This is a genomic window from Exiguobacterium sp. SH31, assembly GCF_001816105.1.
GTDB lineage: Bacteria > Bacillota > Bacilli > Exiguobacteriales > Exiguobacteriaceae > Exiguobacterium > Exiguobacterium aurantiacum_A.
Map to the genome: position 1 here is coordinate 12,117 of NZ_LYTG01000108.1, position 16,144 is coordinate 28,260.

The following is a 16,144-nucleotide window of genomic DNA, read 5'->3' on the forward strand; positions in this document are numbered from 1 at the left end:
TTACATGGCAAAAGTAGCTGTCATTGGTGCAGGAAGCTGGGGAACGGCATTATCGCTCGTCCTCGCTGACAATGGACACGACGTCGTGCTCTACGGACGTGAGGAAGATCACGTCCATGAGATCAACACGTCGCATACGAATTCGACTTACTTGAAAGATGTGCCGCTTCCGGCGTCGATCCGGGCAACGACCGATTTGAAAGAGGCGGTTCTAGATTGCTCGATCATTTTCCTCGTCGTCCCGAGCTCGGCGATTCGTCCGGTTTCCCGTGAAGTGAACGATCTGCTCACGGAACCGGTCACGATCGTTCATGCCGCAAAAGGGATCGAACCGAAGACGCATAAGCGGTTGTCTGAGATCATCGCTGAAGAGATCGATCCGTCAAAACGTCGAGCCATCGGTGTATTGACGGGTCCGACCCACGCCGAGGAAGTGGCCGTCCGCAAACCGACGACGATCACCATCGCGTGTGAGGATTTATTTGTCGCTGATGAGATTCAAGAACTGCTCACAAACGATCAGTTCCGAGTCTATTTGAACTCTGACGTCATCGGAGCGGAATACGGGGGCGCGCTTAAAAACATTATCGCCCTTGCCGCCGGGATGACCGACGGGCTCGGATACGGCGACAATGCGAAAGCTGCCCTCATGACGCGCGGCATCGTCGAGATCGCTCGGCTCGGTGTCAAACTCGGCGCCAACCCGGCCTCGTTCTCGGGCTTGACCGGGATCGGTGATTTGATCGTAACCGCGACGTCACAGCACAGCCGAAACTGGCGAGCTGGTAACGCCATCGGACGTGGGGAGAAGCTTGAAGACGTACTCGATCAGATGGGTATGGTCGTCGAAGGTGTGCGTGCCTGTGAAGCAGCGCATACACTTGCCCGCGAAGCCGGCGTCGACATGCCGATCACGGAAGCGCTCTACAACGTGCTGTTCGAAGGAAAAAGTCCGCATGATGAAGTGAAAAAGTTGATGAGACGCCCGCAAAAACATGAAATGGAAGAAATTTTCCATTTCGAGGGCGAATAACAGCAAAGGAACTGACGTTTTCGTTCAGTTCCTTTGTTTTTTTTGCTACACTAAATTACGGAGTAAGATTTATAGAGAAAGTCGAGGGGATAGACGTGACACCGTCACTCATCAAGATGTGGATTTCATTTGCGGGGATTGGGGCGTTTGCCGTCGCTGCGCTCATGGTGGCAGTCAGCCACACGAAACTTTCAGGCTGGTTTGCGGTGCTCATTCGAGTCGTCGCATTCGTGATTTTTCTATTCGGAACGATCATTATGATTTATGTGGTCGCTTCTGGACCGACAGGAGGGTAAACCGTGAAACGAATGTTTTTAGCCGTCAGTTTGGCGACGGCGACGCTGCTCGCCGGATGTATGTTCCCGGAAACAAATCGGGTCGACAACGTGCCTTATGAGGACCAGTTGCAATCGGTCCAGACGGCGGTCGACTCGTTCAAAGAGACGACCGGTGTCTTACCGATCAAAACAAAGCCGGCCGAGACGCCGCTGATGGAACGTTACCCGATCGAGTTTAGCCGCCTCGTTCCTGGTTATTTGGCAGATCCGCCGGCAAACAGTTTCGAAGGGGGCGGCTTGTTCTTATACGTCCTTGTCGACGCCGAGACAGAGCCGACGGTCAAACTGATTGACTTGAGGGTGACCGAGCGCCTCCAACAACTGCAGACGAATATCAATTCGTTCCGAGTCAAAGAAGGGAAATATCCGTTCAAAGGATCGCTCGGAAAAAATCAGTTTACGATCGATTACGACCTCGTTTTCGTCTCTGAAGAACCGTTCATCCCGAGCCCATACACGGAAAACGAGTTGCCGATCTATGTGGATGGGACTGGTCAATTGTTCGTCGATTACCGGGCTGACATCGAAGCCGTGCTCGAGAACACGGATGCCGAGCCGAAAGTAGGAGAGGATATTCGTTATTTGCTCTACGATGACGCACCGTTCGCCCCGGCTTATTCGCAAGGGTATACGATTAATGACCAAGGTGAGGTCGAGTTTTTAAACAATTGAGTCGAGCAAGGTGTCCGCTTATGACCTTTTCGCTTAAAAAATGTTGTCATATCAACGTTTGTACGATATGATTAATCCCGTAAACTCTCTGTGAGAGGAGGTGAATCGTGATGAACAAAACTGAATTGATCAACGCAGTTGTCGAGAAAGCAGATGTGTCTAAAAAAGACGCAACGAAAATCGTAGAAGCAACGTTTGAATCAATCACTGAAGCACTCCAAAGCGGTGAGAAAATTCAATTGATCGGTTTTGGTACTTTTGAAGTTCGTGAACGTGCTGCCCGTAAAGGTCGCAACCCACGTACGAAAGAAGATATCGAAATCCCTGCAAGCAAAGTTCCTGCCTTCAAAGCAGGTAAAGCGCTTAAAGATGCGGTCAAATAATGAGCAATACATAAGTCGCCGAGAGGCGGCTTTTTTTGTAGTTGAAAGCAAGTTCACATGGCGTGAATGTGACAAAAATGTGCTATACTATGTCAGAATGACAACGAAGAGGACGAGGGGGGATAGCATGGAACAGTTGACAAACGAAAGCGTTGTCACCGACCTTGCTCGTCAAATCGAACAACGTATGACTCATCCGTATTTGACGAGACACGAGATTGTACCCGCAGTCGACATGCCTTTACTTCGTTGGATGATCGACATGATTGAACTCGAATCGCATCAACATCGACAGCTCGTGCTCGCGACTTATTTTGCCCATCAAGCACTCGAGCTGCACGATCAAGTGAAGGAGTGCCCGAACGGGTCCCTTGAACGGCAACTTAAAGTGCTCGCCGGAGATTACGCCTCGGCTCAATTTTATAAAATATTGGCGATGTTTCCAGCGGACTATAGCAACCGTTTCGGTCGAACCGTGCAGCTTGTGAACGGCGCGAAGTGCACACTCGCCTTGGGGACGGACGTCGCTGTTGTGACGTGGATGGAAGCGAACTTCGGATTAATCAAAACGTTTTCCGAACTGCTAGGTCAATCTTATTTGACATCGTACGGGAAAGAAATCATCGAACAGAAGGCAACAGAACTGCGCCAAGAAAAAAGAGAACAGCTATCGACACTACTCGCGCATGCTGTCGCTTAGAACGGAAAGGGTGTTACGTGTTGCAACCGAAAGAGAAAGAGCAAAAAGTATATGAAGTATTTCAAACGATCTCGCCAAGCTACGATACGATGAACTCGATCATCAGTTTCCGTCTGCATAAATGGTGGCGCAGAGCGACAATGCGGCGCATGCAAGTGTTCCCCGGCGCAAAATGTTTGGACGTTTGCTGCGGGACGGCCGATTGGACGATTCAACTCGCCGAGGCGGCCGGAAACACCGGGGTCGTCAAAGGACTCGATTTTTCTGAAAATATGCTCGCTGTCGGACACGAGAAAGTGGCTGATTATCCGATGATCGAACTCATTCACGGGAACGCGATGGAGTTGCCGTTCGGAGATCATTCATTCGACTATGTGACGATCGGATTTGGCCTTCGGAACGTACCGGATTATATGACGGTCCTCCGGGAGATGCACCGCGTCTTAAAACCGGGCGGGACCGTGGTCTGTCTCGAGACGAGCCAACCGACGGCACCACTATTCAGCGGGCTCTATAAATTTTACTTTGGATCAGTCATGCCGCTATTCGGCAAAGTGTTTGCCGGGTCGTATGATCAATACAAGTGGCTGCAAGAATCGACGGATCAGTTCCCTGACCGGTTGACGTTAAAGCGCATGTTTGAAGAAGCCGGGTTCGAGCAAGTCGAAGTCAAGGCGTTTTCCGGTGGTGCGTGCGCCATGCACCTAGGAAAGAAGTGGTGAACGATGTCTTTAAAGCGACTTTATCGCCACATGAACCGAGAAATCGAACAGATTGATCGGTTTTTGTCGACGCGGGTCCACACGGAACATCCGGTGATCGAAGCCGCATCGAAACAATTGCTAGATGCCGGGGGGAAGCGGATCCGTCCGGCGTTCGTATTGCTCAGTGCCGGATTTGGGACTGGGAATGATATTCGTCTGACGAAAGTTGCGGCGAGCCTCGAGCTGATTCATATGGCGTCACTCGTTCACGATGATGTGATCGATGACGCGACACTGCGCCGCGGAAAACCGACCGTGATGGAACGATATGACGAGAGCGTCGCCATGTATACCGGTAATACGTTGTTCGGGGAAGCGATTCGGCTCGTGTCCGAAGTCGATTCCCCGGAAGTGATGCAAATCATGGCGGAGACGATGGAACTGATCTGTATCGGCGAGATCAATCAAATTCAAGACCAATATGACTGGGCGCAATCCCCGAAGCGGTACTTGGACCGGATCGCCCGGAAGACGGCACTCTTGATCGAGACGAGTTGCGCGGCCGGGGCCGTCGTCTCCGGGGCGTCACCTGACGTCGTCAAACAACTTCGATTGTTCGGCTACGATATCGGGATGGCGTTTCAGATGACGGATGATTTGCTCGACTTCACGGCGAAGAGTTTTCAACTCGGTAAGCCCGTCGGTGAAGATTTGAAGCATGGACATAAAACATTGCCGCTCTTCTATTCATCAGAAGATCCTGTGTTTTATGAGCGGTTGCAGCAAGTCACGAACGCCTCGAACGATGAGATGACCCGGACGCTCGTCCGCGAAGTGCAACGGAACGGGACGCTTGAGCGAAGTCAACGCACGATCGACCGTTACGTGAGTCGAGCGATTCAGCGACTCGATTCACTGCCGGATATTCAAGACAAACGGTCGTTGATTGAGATTGCCGAATATATCGGCAAGCGAAAATGGTAGTTCACACCTTGTAAACCCTTTCAAAAATGAAGGTGACCGTGTAAACTGATAAAGTACATGGTACACATATTGATTTAGGGGGACTAGGGGTATGGAAAAGACATTTTTAATGGTAAAACCTGACGGGGTGAGGCGTGGTTTGATTGGGGAAATCATCACACGTTTCGAGAACAAAGGGTACACGTTGAACCGTCTCGAAATGCTGACGCCGTCAGTTGAGGTTGCAGAATCGCACTATGCGGAACATAAGGAAAAACCGTTCTTTGGAGAACTCGTCGCATTCTTGACGTCAGGTCCGGTCGTCGCGATGGAGTGGGAAGGCGAGAACGTCGTCGCCGTGTCTCGGTTGATGATTGGCAAGACGAACCCACTCGACGCGCAGCCGGGAACGATTCGTGGCGACTTGGCCTCGACAATGTCACAAAACGTCATCCATGGTTCAGACAGCGTAGAAAGTGCCGAGAGAGAATTATCGCTCTGGTTCGCGACTGAAACATCACACGTTTGATGACGATAAAAGGGACGGGGCCTCCTGTCCCTTTTTCTATTTGCATTAAAGCGCTTTCGTATGTTCGGACACGACATGATCTAGGATAAGAGAAAGAATTGAGGTTAGAACTGGTGATAAATGATTATGCGATCTTCGTAAAAAAGTTTTATTTAAAGTCTGGAATCGACTTGAATTTATACAAAGAAGCACAAATGAAAAGACGAATGGTCGCGCTCCGCGAGAAGAAGGGCTACGCCACATTTATCGAGTATTTTAAAGCGATGGAGTCAGACCGAGGTTTGTACGACGAATTTTTAGACCGGATGACGATCAACGTCAGTGAGTTTTATCGAAACCCGGTCCGCTGGCAACAGCTCGAGACGGACGTGTTGCCTGAGCTCATTCGTAGAAGCCAAGGGAAACTCCGGGTCTGGAGCGCGGCTTGTTCGACGGGAGAAGAACCGTATTCACTTGCGATGTTATTGTCGAAGCATTTGTCACCCGCCCAGTTCACGATCACAGCGACTGACCTAGATGACTTGGTGATCGAAAAAGCGAAACAAGGCAAGTATCATGAACGGGCGCTCGTCGATTTGCCGCCTGAGTTTCGAGATCGTTACTTCACCCGTCGAGATGACGACTATTTTGTCTCGGACGAGATTAAAAAACTCGTGACGTTCAAAAAGCACAACTTGCTCGCTGACGTCTACGAACGTAACTTTGACTTGATCGTCTGTAGAAACGTTTTGATCTACTTTACGGAAGAGGCGAAAGAGAAAGTGTACAAGTCGTTCCACCGCTCGCTTCGTCCGGGCGGGGTCCTCTTCGTCGGAGGGACTGAACAAATCTTCCAGCCGAAGCGTTACGGATACAAGATGAAACAAAGTTTCTTCTACGAAAAATTTGAGGAGTGAGGTGGCGCATATGCGTTATTTGACAGCGGGAGAGTCACACGGACCGGGATTGACCGTCATCATCGAAGGAGTCCCTGCCGGCTTAAGCGTCGACGTCGAGGCAATCAACGGCGAGTTGGCGAAACGTCAGTCGGGCTACGGCCGTGGACGCCGAATGCAAATTGAATCAGACAAAATCGAGGTGAGGGCTGGGGTTCGTCATGGGATGACGACCGGAGCCCCTGTTTCGTTTTGGATTGAAAACAAAGACCATGCGCATTGGCGGAACGTCATGCAGGCAGAGCCGGTCGACGACGAGTTTGAAATCAAGCGCCGGGTCGTTCGGCCTCGTCCGGGACATGCTGACCTTGTCGGCGGTCTCAAGTATGACCACCGAGACCTTCGGGACGTGCTCGAACGTTCGAGTGCCCGCGAGACGGCGGCCCGCGTCGCTGTCGGTGCGCTCAGCAAACAGTTGCTCGACGAAGTCGGCATGTCGCTCGTTAGCTATGTGAAAGTGATCGGCGGCATCGAGTCCGCGCCGAAGCACTACGCAGCACTCGAAGAACTACGGACCGTCATCGAGGCGTCACCCGTACGCACGACTGACGAAACGTCCGGTGAAGCGATGATGCGTTTGATTGATGAAGCGAAAGCGGCCGGAGATTCACTTGGCGGCGTCGTCTGCACCGAAGTGCATGGCGTCATCCCAGGGTTGGGTTCTTACGTCCAATATGATCGCAAGCTCGATGCGGCCATCGCTCGCGCCGTCATGAGCGTCAACGCCATCAAAGGAGTTGCCTTTGGCGATGGATTTGACATGGCGTACCGTCCAGGATCGGAAGTGATGGACCCGATCGCCTATGACGAGTCCGGGTATACGAGATTGAGCAACCATCTAGGCGGTTTTGAAGGAGGGATGACGACCGGGATGCCAATCGTCTGCAGTGCCGTGATGAAGCCGATTCCGACGCTCTACAAACCGTTGCAATCGGTCGATATCGATACGAAACAACCGTTCCTCGCTCAAATCGAACGAAGTGACGCTTGTGCCGTCCCGGCTGCGTCACTCGTCGTCGAGGCGGTCGTCGCGTTCGAACTCGCACGTGAGTTGTGTGAGACGTTCGGACACGACACCGTCAAACGAATTCAGTCGCGGGTCGCGGCGTATCGTGAGGAAATCCGGTCGTGGTGACGATTCATGTTGACGCATCCGTCCCTTATGACGTGTCGATTGAGCACAGCGACGCCTGGTTGGACCGCGTCGATTATTTCCCGGCTTGCTCGACGGTATGGGTCATTACAGACCGGACGGTGGATGCGCTACATGGCGAGGTGTTCAAACAACGTCTAGCCGGCATTCATCCGCAGATTGTTTGGTCGGTCGTCACGCCAGGTGACGGCTCGAAATCACTCGAGACCGTTGAAAAACTCGTGACAGACGGGTTGACCGCACGCTGTGACCGCGACACGCTCGTCGTTGCTTTTGGCGGGGGCATGATCGGGGATTTGGCCGGTTTTCTTGCGAGTGTGTATATGCGAGGGGTCCGTTACATCCAAGTACCGACGACTGTGCTCGCCCATGATTCAGCGATCGGCGGCAAAGTCGCCGTCAACCACCCGTTGTCTAAAAATGCGATCGGTGCGTTTTATCAACCGATCGGTGTGCATTATAACGTGTCCCGTCTCGAGACGCTGAGCAATCGTGACGTCTTGAGCGGGCTCGGTGAGTTGATTAAACATGCTTACTTGTCACGTTACGTCCTCGCTGCTTCATTCGAGGATGAACTGTTTCAGGCGTTGTCAGTTGGTACGCTAGACTGGGAATTGTGGCTTGCGCGCGGGATTGAAGTGAAACGTGTCGTCGTCGAGGCAGACGAACGGGAACATGGAGTCCGGGCGTGGCTCAACTTTGGTCATACGTTCGGGCACGCTTTAGAGTCGGTCGAACGGTATCGGCTGTCGCACGGGGAGGCGGTGCTGTATGGCATGGTATACGCCTTTCTCGTCGGAGGAGACACGGATCGGGCCAGTAAGCTCGCCGCTTGGATGCGGGCGCGCCGCGTCAGCCGGGTTGAATGGAAACCGTTCGAGACGTATTTGACGGTGATGGGGCTCGACAAGAAAAATCGAGATGGACAAGTCCGTTTCGTGTTGCTCGGTGAAGCGGCTACCGTTGAGGCGGTGCCGTCCGAGCGGCTTGCTGAAGCATACATACAGTTGAAAGGATGGTTCTGATGGGGTTGAATGGATTGATTCGAGTACCGAGTGATAAGTCGATCACGCACCGCGCGATCTTATTCGGCGCGATAGCGAGCGGGGAGACGGTCGTCATGAATCCGCTCCTTGGGGCAGATTGCCGTTCGACGATCGATGCGGTCCGCAGTCTCGGGGCAAGCGTCGAAGAACTCGACGAGCGTCTCCGAATCAAAGGTGTCGCGTCAGTCGTTCCGGCCACGCTTGACTGCGGGAATTCGGGGACGACGATGCGCCTGCTCTCGGGTCTCGTCTCCGGATATTCGGGTGAGTTCACGCTCGTCGGAGACGACTCGCTCTCGAAACGGCCGATGCGTCGAATCACTGAACCGCTTCGACAGATGGGGGCCGACATCGACGGCGAATTCGCCCCTGTTCGGATCAAGGGGCGGCGCTTGAGCGGGATCGATTACACGTTACCGGTCGCGAGCGCGCAAGTGAAGTCGGCTATCCTATTGGCCGGTCTTCGCGCTGACGGGACGACGATTGTCCGGGAACCGATGCTGTCACGCGACCATACGGAACGGATGCTGCCTCTGTTTGGTGGACGAGTCGAGATCACGAACGAAGATGGCGTGCGGACGATCCGGCTATCGTCAAGTCACCTCGACGGGGCGACTGTCGACGTGCCAGCCGACCCGTCGTCGGCTGCTTTCTTCTGGGCCGGGGCCGCCATCGTCCCAAACAGCCGCGTGACGACGACCGACGTCTGTTTGAACGAGACGAGAATCGGTTTTTTACGAACACTTGAGCGCATGGGAGCGACCGTCGAGATCACTCGGCTACGACCACTCGGGGAAGAGACGGTCGGAGATGTGACGGTGACGACGAGCGAACTTCAAGGGGTGACACTCGAAGGCGAGGCCATCCCACGACAAATTGATGAACTCCCGCTCTTCGCTCTCGTCGCGTCGCAGGCGTCGAGCCCGTCAGTCGTAAAGGATGCGGGTGAACTGCGTGTGAAAGAGACCGATCGGATCAAGACGGTCGCGAGCGAGCTCTCGGCGCTCGGTGTCGATATACGCGAGACCGAAGACGGGTTTAGCGTTTTCCCGAGCCGGCTTCAGGCTGGTCATGTGTCCTCGCATGCGGATCATCGTTTATCGATGATGCTGCAAGTGGCGGCTTTACTGATCGACGAACCCGTCGTCATCGACGGGATCGAAGCCTCTGAAATCAGTTACCCTCATTTTCGTGACGATTTACAACGGCTCGGTCGTGAGATAGAATAACGGCAATACCTGAAAGTGGTAGGAGGAAATTAATTATGTTAGACGAATCAGTATTAAACCATATAATCGAGATGCTCGAAAAAGGTGAGACCGAGCACGCCTTGGCGCACCTTGAAGCGCTTGAGACAGAAGGCTCGGACGAAGATCGGTTGGCGATTGCCGACCTATATCTCGAACTGGGCCTTGCCGACCGGGCTGTGAATTTACTGGCAGCGCTGTATGTCGACTATGCTGGCAATCCGCACGTGGCGCTGTCGCTCGCTGAAGCGTACCTCGACAGCGATCGGGAAGAAGAAGCGATCGCCGTTCTTGAAACGATCGATGCGAGCGACAAAGAGGCGCACATGAGAAGTCTCGTCTTGTTAGCTGATTTGTATCAGTCGCAAGGACTTGACGAAGTCGCGGTCAAGAAATTGATGGAAGCGTTACAGGCGAATCCGGACGAGCCGCTTCTCGTCTATGGACTGGCCGAATTATACGCCTCGATTGGTTCATTTGAACAGGCGGTACCGCTCTATGCGCGCTTACCGCACTTGCGATTACCCGAAGAACTCGATTATCAAGCCGATTACGCTGAAGCACTGACGATGATCGGCTCGTTTGAAGAGGCGCTCGATGAATTCGAGAAGACAGAGAACCGCAATCTGAACACCGTGTTCGGACATGCGATGACGGCCCACCGTATCGGACGTGATGAAGTCGCCATCAAACAGTTCGAAGAGCTCCGCTTGATGGACCCTGACTTCACATCGCTTTATTTGCCGTATACGGAAGCGCTCGAGGAACTCGGTCGCATCGCTGAAGCGCTCGAAGTGATCGATCAAGGGATCGACCGTGACGACTATAACGATGAGCTGCGCACCGTCAAAGCGAAGCTGTTCTTGAAGCAAGGCCGCACAGACGAAGCGGTCAATGAGCTCCGCGAAGCGCTCGCCTTGAACCCGGAATCGCTTCAAGCGACCGAACTGCTGTTGTCAATCTTGTTCGAAGCGGGAGACATGGAAGCCGTACTCGAGACGATCGATGCGCTCGAAGAGCACTCGACGTCGACGCTCATGACGTGGTACAAGGCGAAAGCCGCCTATGAACTCGAGGACTATGAACAGGCCGTCAATCTATACACTTCTATCGAACAAGTTTATAAAGAGGACGTGTCATTTTCGACTGAATGGGCTACACTATTGATAGAAGAAGGACAGCGTGACAAGGCGCAACGTGTGCTCGAGCAAACGCTTGCGCTCACCGTGGATATGATCGACCGCCAAATTCTCGAAGAGCGGATCGACTTGTTGACGGATCGCGATTAATCAATATAAAGGAGATGGGGTCATATGGTCGAGCGGAAAAAGAATTTTTTAAAGCGATTCCTCGCTCATCATACGCTTCGTAAGCGAGAGGCCAAATGGATCATTGATTATTGGCTTAGACATCCTGAAAAACTTGGGAACGTTCATTTCGTGACGAACGCCTCGGTTTCACCGCGCAGCCTCGTCATGACGGCGTACGGCTTCGAAGGGGAACCGTTCCGTTACCGACGAGGTGACCTCATCACGGTCAATCCGGAAAAGGCGTACCATGACATTCGGCTCCACGACGGGACGATTTATGTCGAACTAAACTTTCAAGGGATGATGATTGATGAGAGTTGGATCGACATCGTCGAGCTCAATCCGTTTGAGCCTGTCGCCGAGATTAAAGACGAAGTGACGAACTCGGCCCAGACGGTCATTCGAGCATCGGTCGCCCAGTTCGAGGAAGAGCGTCTGCTCGTCGAGATTGACGAGGCGCTTGATCGCCGGGACGAGAAGCTGTTTCGTAATTTGACAAGCAAACTTCATCAAGTGAGAGCATCGAAATTATTTTAGAAAAACAAGCGCTTCCGTTATGGAAAGCGCTTGTTTTTTGGTATATTAATGACGTAGGAATACACAATAATTTCACATTTCGTTCATAACTTTCGAGAGGAAGCGAATGTAGGTACGCTACAATGGACATGATGATGTATGTCTTCTAAAGAGAGGAGGAGGAAGATGAGGTTCGATGGCATGGATGCGTTGAAATCGCTGACCGAACGCCAATACGTCGATACGCTCATCGTCCCACTCGTCGAACTGGCGTTTGATGAGGAGATGGTGCGTAAAGCCGAAAGCTACGAGGTCGTCCAAGCGGTGGCGCTTGAAACCGAACGACAGCTGTCTGGACGGACGATGCTGAATCCGACGCTTAGCTATCTCGATGTCGAGGCCGGGTACGAACTTGCATGCGCAGTCATGGCAAAAGCAACGACGGCCGGGTTTGCCCACGTGTTGTTCATCTCTTCAGACGTTCGCTTCAAAGCGTTCGAGTTACCGATCATATTCGTTCCGCCACTTGCCTTAAAAGGCATGTCGGGGGAGCAGTCGCACACGATGGTCCAAAATTTTGCGACACAAGTCATTACAGAGCTTTCGGGCCGTTGGATGGCGACATGAAGCGGTTGACGTAGAGGTTTTATTGATATACTATTTTGGTGAGTGAGAAATTTTTGTGAAGAATGCATAAAGAATTATGGGGTTATGCACACGAATGAGGGGGGAACCAAATGGCTCAAAATGGGTCAAAAGTCACACGCCGTCAGTTCTTAACGTATACGTTAACTGGTGTAGGTGGCTTTATGGCGGCAACATTGATCAGTCCGATGGTCAACTTTGCGATCGATCCGGTCTTGAAAAAATCGGGTGCGGGTGACAAAGTGAAGGTCATGAGTCTTGACGACATCACGACTGAGCCGCAACGTGTCGACTTTAAAAAACAAACGCAAGACGCTTGGTATGAATTTGAAGAAACACTTTCAGCATGGGTGTTCAAAGACGAGAACGGTGAAATAATCGCACTCTCTCCTATCTGTACGCATCTTGGCTGTCAAGTAGGTTATGGTGGAGATCCGACAAGACCGTCAGAGTTTTTCTGTCCGTGTCACTTCGGACGTTACGAAAAAGACGGAACGAACATTCCGGGTACACCTCCGACATCACCGTTGGCACGCTATGAAAAAGAAGAAAAAGACGGCTTCCTATACTTGGGCAGTCCAGTCGCACAGTTGTGAGAGGGGGAAATAGTCGATGTTACAAAAAATTTATGATTGGGTCGATGAACGCGTCGACATCACGCCGTTATGGCGCGACATCGCTGACCATGAAGTACCGGAACACGTCAACCCTGCCCATCACTTTTCAGCATTTGTTTATTGCTTCGGCGGTCTGACATTTTTCACGGTCGTGATTCAAATTCTGTCAGGGATGTTCTTGACGATGTACTACGTTCCAGATATCATCAATGCCCACGCATCGGTGTATTACTTACAGAACGAAATCGCACACGGACAAATCGTTCGTGGGATGCACCATTGGGGCGCATCGGTCGCGATCGTCATGTTGTTCTTACACACGCTCCGCGTGTTCTTCACCGGGTCGTATAAGAAACCACGCGAACTCAACTGGGTCGTCGGAGTCCTCTTGTTCTTCGTCGTCTTGGCGCTCGGTCTTACAGGTTACTTGTTGCCTTGGGATATGAAAGCGTTGTTCGCAACGAAAGTTACGCTTCAAATTGCCGAAAGTGTTCCTGTCATTGGTGGAATCGCCAAGACCCTTCTCGCCGGTGGTGAGATCGTCGGGGCACGGACGCTCACGAACTTCTTCGCCATTCACGTCTTCTTCTTACCGGCGGCCTTGTTCGGACTCCTCGGAGCCCACTTCCTGATGATTCGTAAACAAGGAATTTCTGGACCGCTATAAGCCGATTCGAAGACAAAAAGGAGGAGAAACGATATGCATCGCGGTAAAGGGATGAAATTTGTAACCGACTCTCGAGTAGGAATCGGGAATCGGAAACAAAATATTGCTAAAGACTATTCTGAATATCCAGGACGCACTGAAGCGTTCTGGCCGAACTTCTTGCTTAAAGAGTGGATGGTCGGTTCGGTCTTCTTGATCGGATTCATCGCCTTGACAATCGTCGAGGCAGCACCGCTCCAAAATATTGCCGATCCAACGAACACGTCATACATTCCATTACCAGACTGGTATTTCTTGTTCTTGTATCAATTGCTCAAGTACCAATTCGCGGCGGGAGACTGGATCCTGCTTGGAACGGTCATCTTGCCTGGAGTCGCGTTCACGGCTCTCTTGATCGCACCTTGGCTTGATCAAGGACTCGAACGTCGTCCGGCCAAACGACCGGTCGCGATCAGCTTCATGCTGCTCGGGATTCTCTCGATCATGTACTTGACGTGGGAATCTGTTCAAACGACGCATTGGGATCAAGTTCATGAGCAAGGGATTCTTGAAGTTCCGGGCGAAGGACCTGAAATCGACACAGCCGCACCTGGCTATGAGATTTATGCAGCCCAATCTTGTGTGAACTGCCACGGTCAAAACCTCGAGGGCGGGGCGGCAGCTCCAGGACTCGTCGGAACGGTCTACACGGCTGAAGAGATCGCGGATATCGCGGTCAATGGTGTCGGTACGATGCCGGCCGGTCAGTGGGACGGTTCGGATGAAGACCTTCAAGCCATGTCCGAGTTCATCGCTTCATACGGTGAAGGCGGCGAAAATAATCAGTAAGCAATCGAGTGTAGTCCTTTATGGGCTACACTCTTTTACTTATCGGCAACGAAAGCTACAATAAAGAAAAAAGGACGGAATAATTTCATGAACTATACGCTGTTGCTTCCCTTTCTAAAACATAAAGCCGTTTTAACGTTCCTCTTCATCGTCAATCTGCTCGGCACGATTTACGGATACGTCTGGTATGAACCACAGCTTCGCGACACGCCGCTCATCTATTGGCCGTTCGTACCGGACAGCCCGACGGCGTCACTATTTTTCACAATCGTCCTGGCGCTGTGGCTGCTCAAAAAAAGTTCACCGCTCATCGAGACGCTCGCCTTCATTACACTCGTCAAATACGGGGTATGGGCCGTCGTCATGAACGTCTTGTTCCTCATGAAGCTAGGAGACGACGCGGATACGTTCATCGTGCTCATGGCCGTCATGCTCATGCTGTCTCACGGCGCGATGGCGGTCCAAGCGTTTCTATACGCCCCGTTCATGCGTTGGACCATGTCGTCGTTCGTCTTGACGCTCATCTGGGTCATCCATAACGACGTCGTCGACTACGTGCTCGGACAATGGCCGCGTTATCCGTCGCTCGCCGAGCATATTATGTGGATCGGCTACGGGTCGTTCTGGTTGACGGGAATATGTTTTTTTGTGGGATACCGACTCATCCTGCGCGCTTCGCTTGATAATAAGTTCATAAGAATGTAAAATCGAGATATCAAATATACGCAGAGGTGATATAGAAAATGTCATTAGGTGGCTATATTTTCTATCTCGCGCTGATCATGCTCATCCCGTTATGGGCTCAGATGCGAGTGAAAAGTACGTACAAAAAGTTTTTACAACAACCGATTCAAAGCGGTGTCACCGGCGCTCAAGTCGCTGACTTCATCATGAAACAAAACGGTGTGCACGATGTCCGCATCGAGATGGTCGACGGTTTGATGAGTGACCATTACGACCCGACAAATAAAGTCGTCCGCTTGTCACGAGAAGTATATCAAGGGGCGACAATCTCGTCGGCGGCGATCGCGGCCCATGAGATCGGCCACGTTATCCAAGACGCAACCGATTACAAGATGATGCGTGTCCGCCATCGGCTCGTGCCGGTAGTGAACATCACGTCAAACTTGTCGTTCCCGTTGCTCATAGGAGGTTTCCTCTTAGGTGCGATGGGACTCGCCCAGCTCGGTGTCGTCATGATGCTCGGGGCGGTCTTGTTCCAACTCGTCACGCTCCCGGTCGAATTTGACGCCTCGAAACGCGCCATGGCCGAATTGACGAGTCACGGGATCGTGACCGCGACGGAAGAGTCAGGTGCCCGTAAAGTGTTGAACGCGGCTGCTTGGACTTATGTCGCAGCGACACTTGTTGCGGTTGCCGAACTGATCCGTCTGGCACTGATCGTCTTTATGCCACGCGATGAATAGAATCGATCCCGTCGACTGACGGGATTTTTTTTGTATGAGGAGGGTAAGTGTATGTCAAAACCACAGTTGACGAAGTCAGGCCGTCTCCGTCTCATCGAACAACTCGAGGCGCTCCGCGGAAGCGGTCGGAGCGAGGCACTTGAACGAGTGAAGACGGCGCGCAAATTTTGCGACTTCAGGGAAGACGTGACGTACTTTGAAGCGATCCGGGAACAGGAGCGTATCGAGGCGAAAATTGTTGAACTCGAGCGCGTGCTTGCCGACGCGATGATCGAGGATGATGCGCCGACGGATCGCGTCGGTTTCGGAGTGAAAGTGTGGATTCAGGAACTGCCAGACGGTGAGGACGAGACGTATCGGATCGTCGGTGAGCTCGAGGCTGATTTGGCGAACGGGACGATCTCGGTCTCGTCCCCGCTCGGAAGCGGTTT

The 16,144-nt window shown here is 52.3% G+C and carries 21 protein-coding genes; all 21 read left to right on the forward strand.

Annotated features, from left to right (window positions below):
• Nucleotides 1-4: 4 nt before the first annotated feature.
• Complete coding sequence (locus A6395_RS15040) at nucleotides 5-1,033, forward strand: NAD(P)H-dependent glycerol-3-phosphate dehydrogenase (protein WP_071399650.1); 1,029 nt, start codon at nucleotides 5-7, stop codon at nucleotides 1,031-1,033.
• A gap of 116 nt (nucleotides 1,034-1,149) precedes the next feature.
• Nucleotides 1,150-1,329: a DUF2768 domain-containing protein gene (locus A6395_RS15045; protein WP_233589594.1), complete on the forward strand. Its 180-nt coding sequence runs from the start codon at nucleotides 1,150-1,152 to the stop codon at nucleotides 1,327-1,329.
• A gap of 12 nt (nucleotides 1,330-1,341) precedes the next feature.
• Nucleotides 1,342-2,043: a hypothetical protein gene (locus A6395_RS15050; RefSeq protein WP_131465367.1), complete on the forward strand. Its 702-nt coding sequence runs from the start codon at nucleotides 1,342-1,344 to the stop codon at nucleotides 2,041-2,043.
• 107 nt (nucleotides 2,044-2,150) lie between these two features.
• Entirely contained in the window at nucleotides 2,151-2,426 is a 276-nt protein-coding gene (locus tag A6395_RS15055) for an HU family DNA-binding protein (protein WP_198010937.1), read from the forward strand.
• A 127-nt stretch (nucleotides 2,427-2,553) separates the two neighbouring features.
• On the forward strand, nucleotides 2,554-3,126 hold the full coding sequence (locus A6395_RS15060) for a heptaprenyl diphosphate synthase component 1 (protein ID WP_071399652.1): 573 nt from the start codon (nucleotides 2,554-2,556) through the stop codon (nucleotides 3,124-3,126).
• A 20-nt stretch (nucleotides 3,127-3,146) separates the two neighbouring features.
• Entirely contained in the window at nucleotides 3,147-3,848 is a 702-nt protein-coding gene (locus tag A6395_RS15065) for a demethylmenaquinone methyltransferase (protein ID WP_035386712.1), read from the forward strand.
• Nucleotides 3,849-3,878: 30 nt separating this feature from the next.
• Nucleotides 3,879-4,814, forward strand: a complete 936-nt coding sequence (locus tag A6395_RS15070; protein ID WP_236633389.1) for a polyprenyl synthetase family protein — start codon at nucleotides 3,879-3,881, stop codon at nucleotides 4,812-4,814.
• Nucleotides 4,815-4,905: 91 nt separating this feature from the next.
• Nucleotides 4,906-5,322 (forward strand): nucleoside-diphosphate kinase, encoded by a 417-nt coding sequence (gene ndk, locus A6395_RS15075; RefSeq protein WP_071399654.1) that lies wholly within the window; start codon nucleotides 4,906-4,908, stop codon nucleotides 5,320-5,322.
• A 116-nt stretch (nucleotides 5,323-5,438) separates the two neighbouring features.
• A complete protein-coding gene (locus tag A6395_RS15080) occupies nucleotides 5,439-6,218 on the forward strand; it encodes a CheR family methyltransferase (RefSeq protein WP_070327943.1) in 780 nt (259 codons plus the stop codon).
• 10 nt (nucleotides 6,219-6,228) lie between these two features.
• Nucleotides 6,229-7,392 (forward strand): chorismate synthase, encoded by a 1,164-nt coding sequence (aroC, locus tag A6395_RS15085; protein ID WP_071399655.1) that lies wholly within the window; start codon nucleotides 6,229-6,231, stop codon nucleotides 7,390-7,392.
• A complete protein-coding gene (locus A6395_RS15090) occupies nucleotides 7,386-8,435 on the forward strand; it encodes a 3-dehydroquinate synthase (RefSeq protein WP_071399656.1) in 1,050 nt (349 codons plus the stop codon). The genes aroC and A6395_RS15090 overlap by 7 nt, the downstream gene beginning before the upstream one ends.
• Nucleotides 8,435-9,685 (forward strand): 3-phosphoshikimate 1-carboxyvinyltransferase, encoded by a 1,251-nt coding sequence (gene aroA / locus A6395_RS15095; protein WP_071399657.1) that lies wholly within the window; start codon nucleotides 8,435-8,437, stop codon nucleotides 9,683-9,685. Before A6395_RS15090 ends, aroA begins: the two co-directional genes overlap by 1 nt.
• 35 nt (nucleotides 9,686-9,720) lie before the next feature.
• Complete coding sequence (locus A6395_RS15100) at nucleotides 9,721-10,992, forward strand: tetratricopeptide repeat protein (RefSeq protein WP_071399658.1); 1,272 nt, start codon at nucleotides 9,721-9,723, stop codon at nucleotides 10,990-10,992.
• 24 nt (nucleotides 10,993-11,016) lie between these two features.
• Nucleotides 11,017-11,550 carry a ReoY family proteolytic degradation factor gene (locus A6395_RS15105; protein ID WP_016509965.1) on the forward strand — a complete coding sequence of 178 codons (534 nt, stop codon included), beginning with the start codon at nucleotides 11,017-11,019 and terminating at the stop codon, nucleotides 11,548-11,550.
• A 165-nt stretch (nucleotides 11,551-11,715) separates the two neighbouring features.
• Nucleotides 11,716-12,156, forward strand: coding sequence for a DUF2487 family protein (locus tag A6395_RS15110; protein WP_071399659.1), 441 nt, complete (start codon nucleotides 11,716-11,718; stop codon nucleotides 12,154-12,156).
• Between the two features lie 110 nt (nucleotides 12,157-12,266).
• Complete coding sequence (locus A6395_RS15115) at nucleotides 12,267-12,770, forward strand: QcrA and Rieske domain-containing protein (protein WP_070327425.1); 504 nt, start codon at nucleotides 12,267-12,269, stop codon at nucleotides 12,768-12,770.
• 16 nt (nucleotides 12,771-12,786) lie between these two features.
• Nucleotides 12,787-13,458 (forward strand): menaquinol-cytochrome c reductase cytochrome b subunit, encoded by a 672-nt coding sequence (gene qcrB / locus A6395_RS15120; protein WP_016509980.1) that lies wholly within the window; start codon nucleotides 12,787-12,789, stop codon nucleotides 13,456-13,458.
• 33 nt (nucleotides 13,459-13,491) lie between these two features.
• The gene (locus A6395_RS15125) at nucleotides 13,492-14,286 is read left to right on the forward strand and encodes a menaquinol-cytochrome c reductase cytochrome b/c subunit (RefSeq protein ID WP_071399660.1); all 795 of its coding nucleotides are present in this window, start codon (nucleotides 13,492-13,494) and stop codon (nucleotides 14,284-14,286) included.
• Nucleotides 14,287-14,373: 87 nt separating this feature from the next.
• The gene (locus tag A6395_RS15130) at nucleotides 14,374-14,991 is read left to right on the forward strand and encodes a DUF1405 domain-containing protein (RefSeq protein ID WP_071399661.1); all 618 of its coding nucleotides are present in this window, start codon (nucleotides 14,374-14,376) and stop codon (nucleotides 14,989-14,991) included.
• 38 nt (nucleotides 14,992-15,029) lie between these two features.
• Nucleotides 15,030-15,713: a zinc metallopeptidase gene (locus tag A6395_RS15135; protein WP_071399662.1), complete on the forward strand. Its 684-nt coding sequence runs from the start codon at nucleotides 15,030-15,032 to the stop codon at nucleotides 15,711-15,713.
• 51 nt (nucleotides 15,714-15,764) lie between these two features.
• Nucleotides 15,765-16,144, forward strand: a 380-nt coding sequence (locus A6395_RS15140) for a GreA/GreB family elongation factor (RefSeq protein WP_071399663.1), incomplete at its 3' end; no start/stop codon positions are given.

What these genes read in the sequence shown, in the direction of transcription:
- A6395_RS15040 (WP_071399650.1), top strand. Translation starts at nt 5, where the DNA reads ATGGCAAAAGTAGCTGTCATTGGTGCAGGAAGCTGGGGAACGGCATTA.
- A6395_RS15045 (WP_233589594.1), top strand. Translation starts at nt 1,150, where the DNA reads ATGTGGATTTCATTTGCGGGGATTGGGGCGTTTGCCGTCGCTGCGCTC.
- A6395_RS15050 (WP_131465367.1), top strand. Translation starts at nt 1,342, where the DNA reads ATGTTTTTAGCCGTCAGTTTGGCGACGGCGACGCTGCTCGCCGGATGT.
- A6395_RS15060 (WP_071399652.1), top strand. Translation starts at nt 2,554, where the DNA reads ATGGAACAGTTGACAAACGAAAGCGTTGTCACCGACCTTGCTCGTCAA.
- A6395_RS15070 (WP_236633389.1), top strand. Translation starts at nt 3,879, where the DNA reads ATGAACCGAGAAATCGAACAGATTGATCGGTTTTTGTCGACGCGGGTC.
- ndk (WP_071399654.1), top strand. Translation starts at nt 4,906, where the DNA reads ATGGAAAAGACATTTTTAATGGTAAAACCTGACGGGGTGAGGCGTGGT.
- aroC (WP_071399655.1), top strand. Translation starts at nt 6,229, where the DNA reads ATGCGTTATTTGACAGCGGGAGAGTCACACGGACCGGGATTGACCGTC.
- aroA (WP_071399657.1), top strand. Translation starts at nt 8,435, where the DNA reads ATGGGGTTGAATGGATTGATTCGAGTACCGAGTGATAAGTCGATCACG.
- A6395_RS15100 (WP_071399658.1), top strand. Translation starts at nt 9,721, where the DNA reads ATGTTAGACGAATCAGTATTAAACCATATAATCGAGATGCTCGAAAAA.
- A6395_RS15105 (WP_016509965.1), top strand. Translation starts at nt 11,017, where the DNA reads ATGGTCGAGCGGAAAAAGAATTTTTTAAAGCGATTCCTCGCTCATCAT.
- A6395_RS15110 (WP_071399659.1), top strand. Translation starts at nt 11,716, where the DNA reads ATGAGGTTCGATGGCATGGATGCGTTGAAATCGCTGACCGAACGCCAA.
- A6395_RS15115 (WP_070327425.1), top strand. Translation starts at nt 12,267, where the DNA reads ATGGCTCAAAATGGGTCAAAAGTCACACGCCGTCAGTTCTTAACGTAT.
- qcrB (WP_016509980.1), top strand. Translation starts at nt 12,787, where the DNA reads ATGTTACAAAAAATTTATGATTGGGTCGATGAACGCGTCGACATCACG.
- A6395_RS15125 (WP_071399660.1), top strand. Translation starts at nt 13,492, where the DNA reads ATGCATCGCGGTAAAGGGATGAAATTTGTAACCGACTCTCGAGTAGGA.
- A6395_RS15130 (WP_071399661.1), top strand. Translation starts at nt 14,374, where the DNA reads ATGAACTATACGCTGTTGCTTCCCTTTCTAAAACATAAAGCCGTTTTA.
- A6395_RS15135 (WP_071399662.1), top strand. Translation starts at nt 15,030, where the DNA reads ATGTCATTAGGTGGCTATATTTTCTATCTCGCGCTGATCATGCTCATC.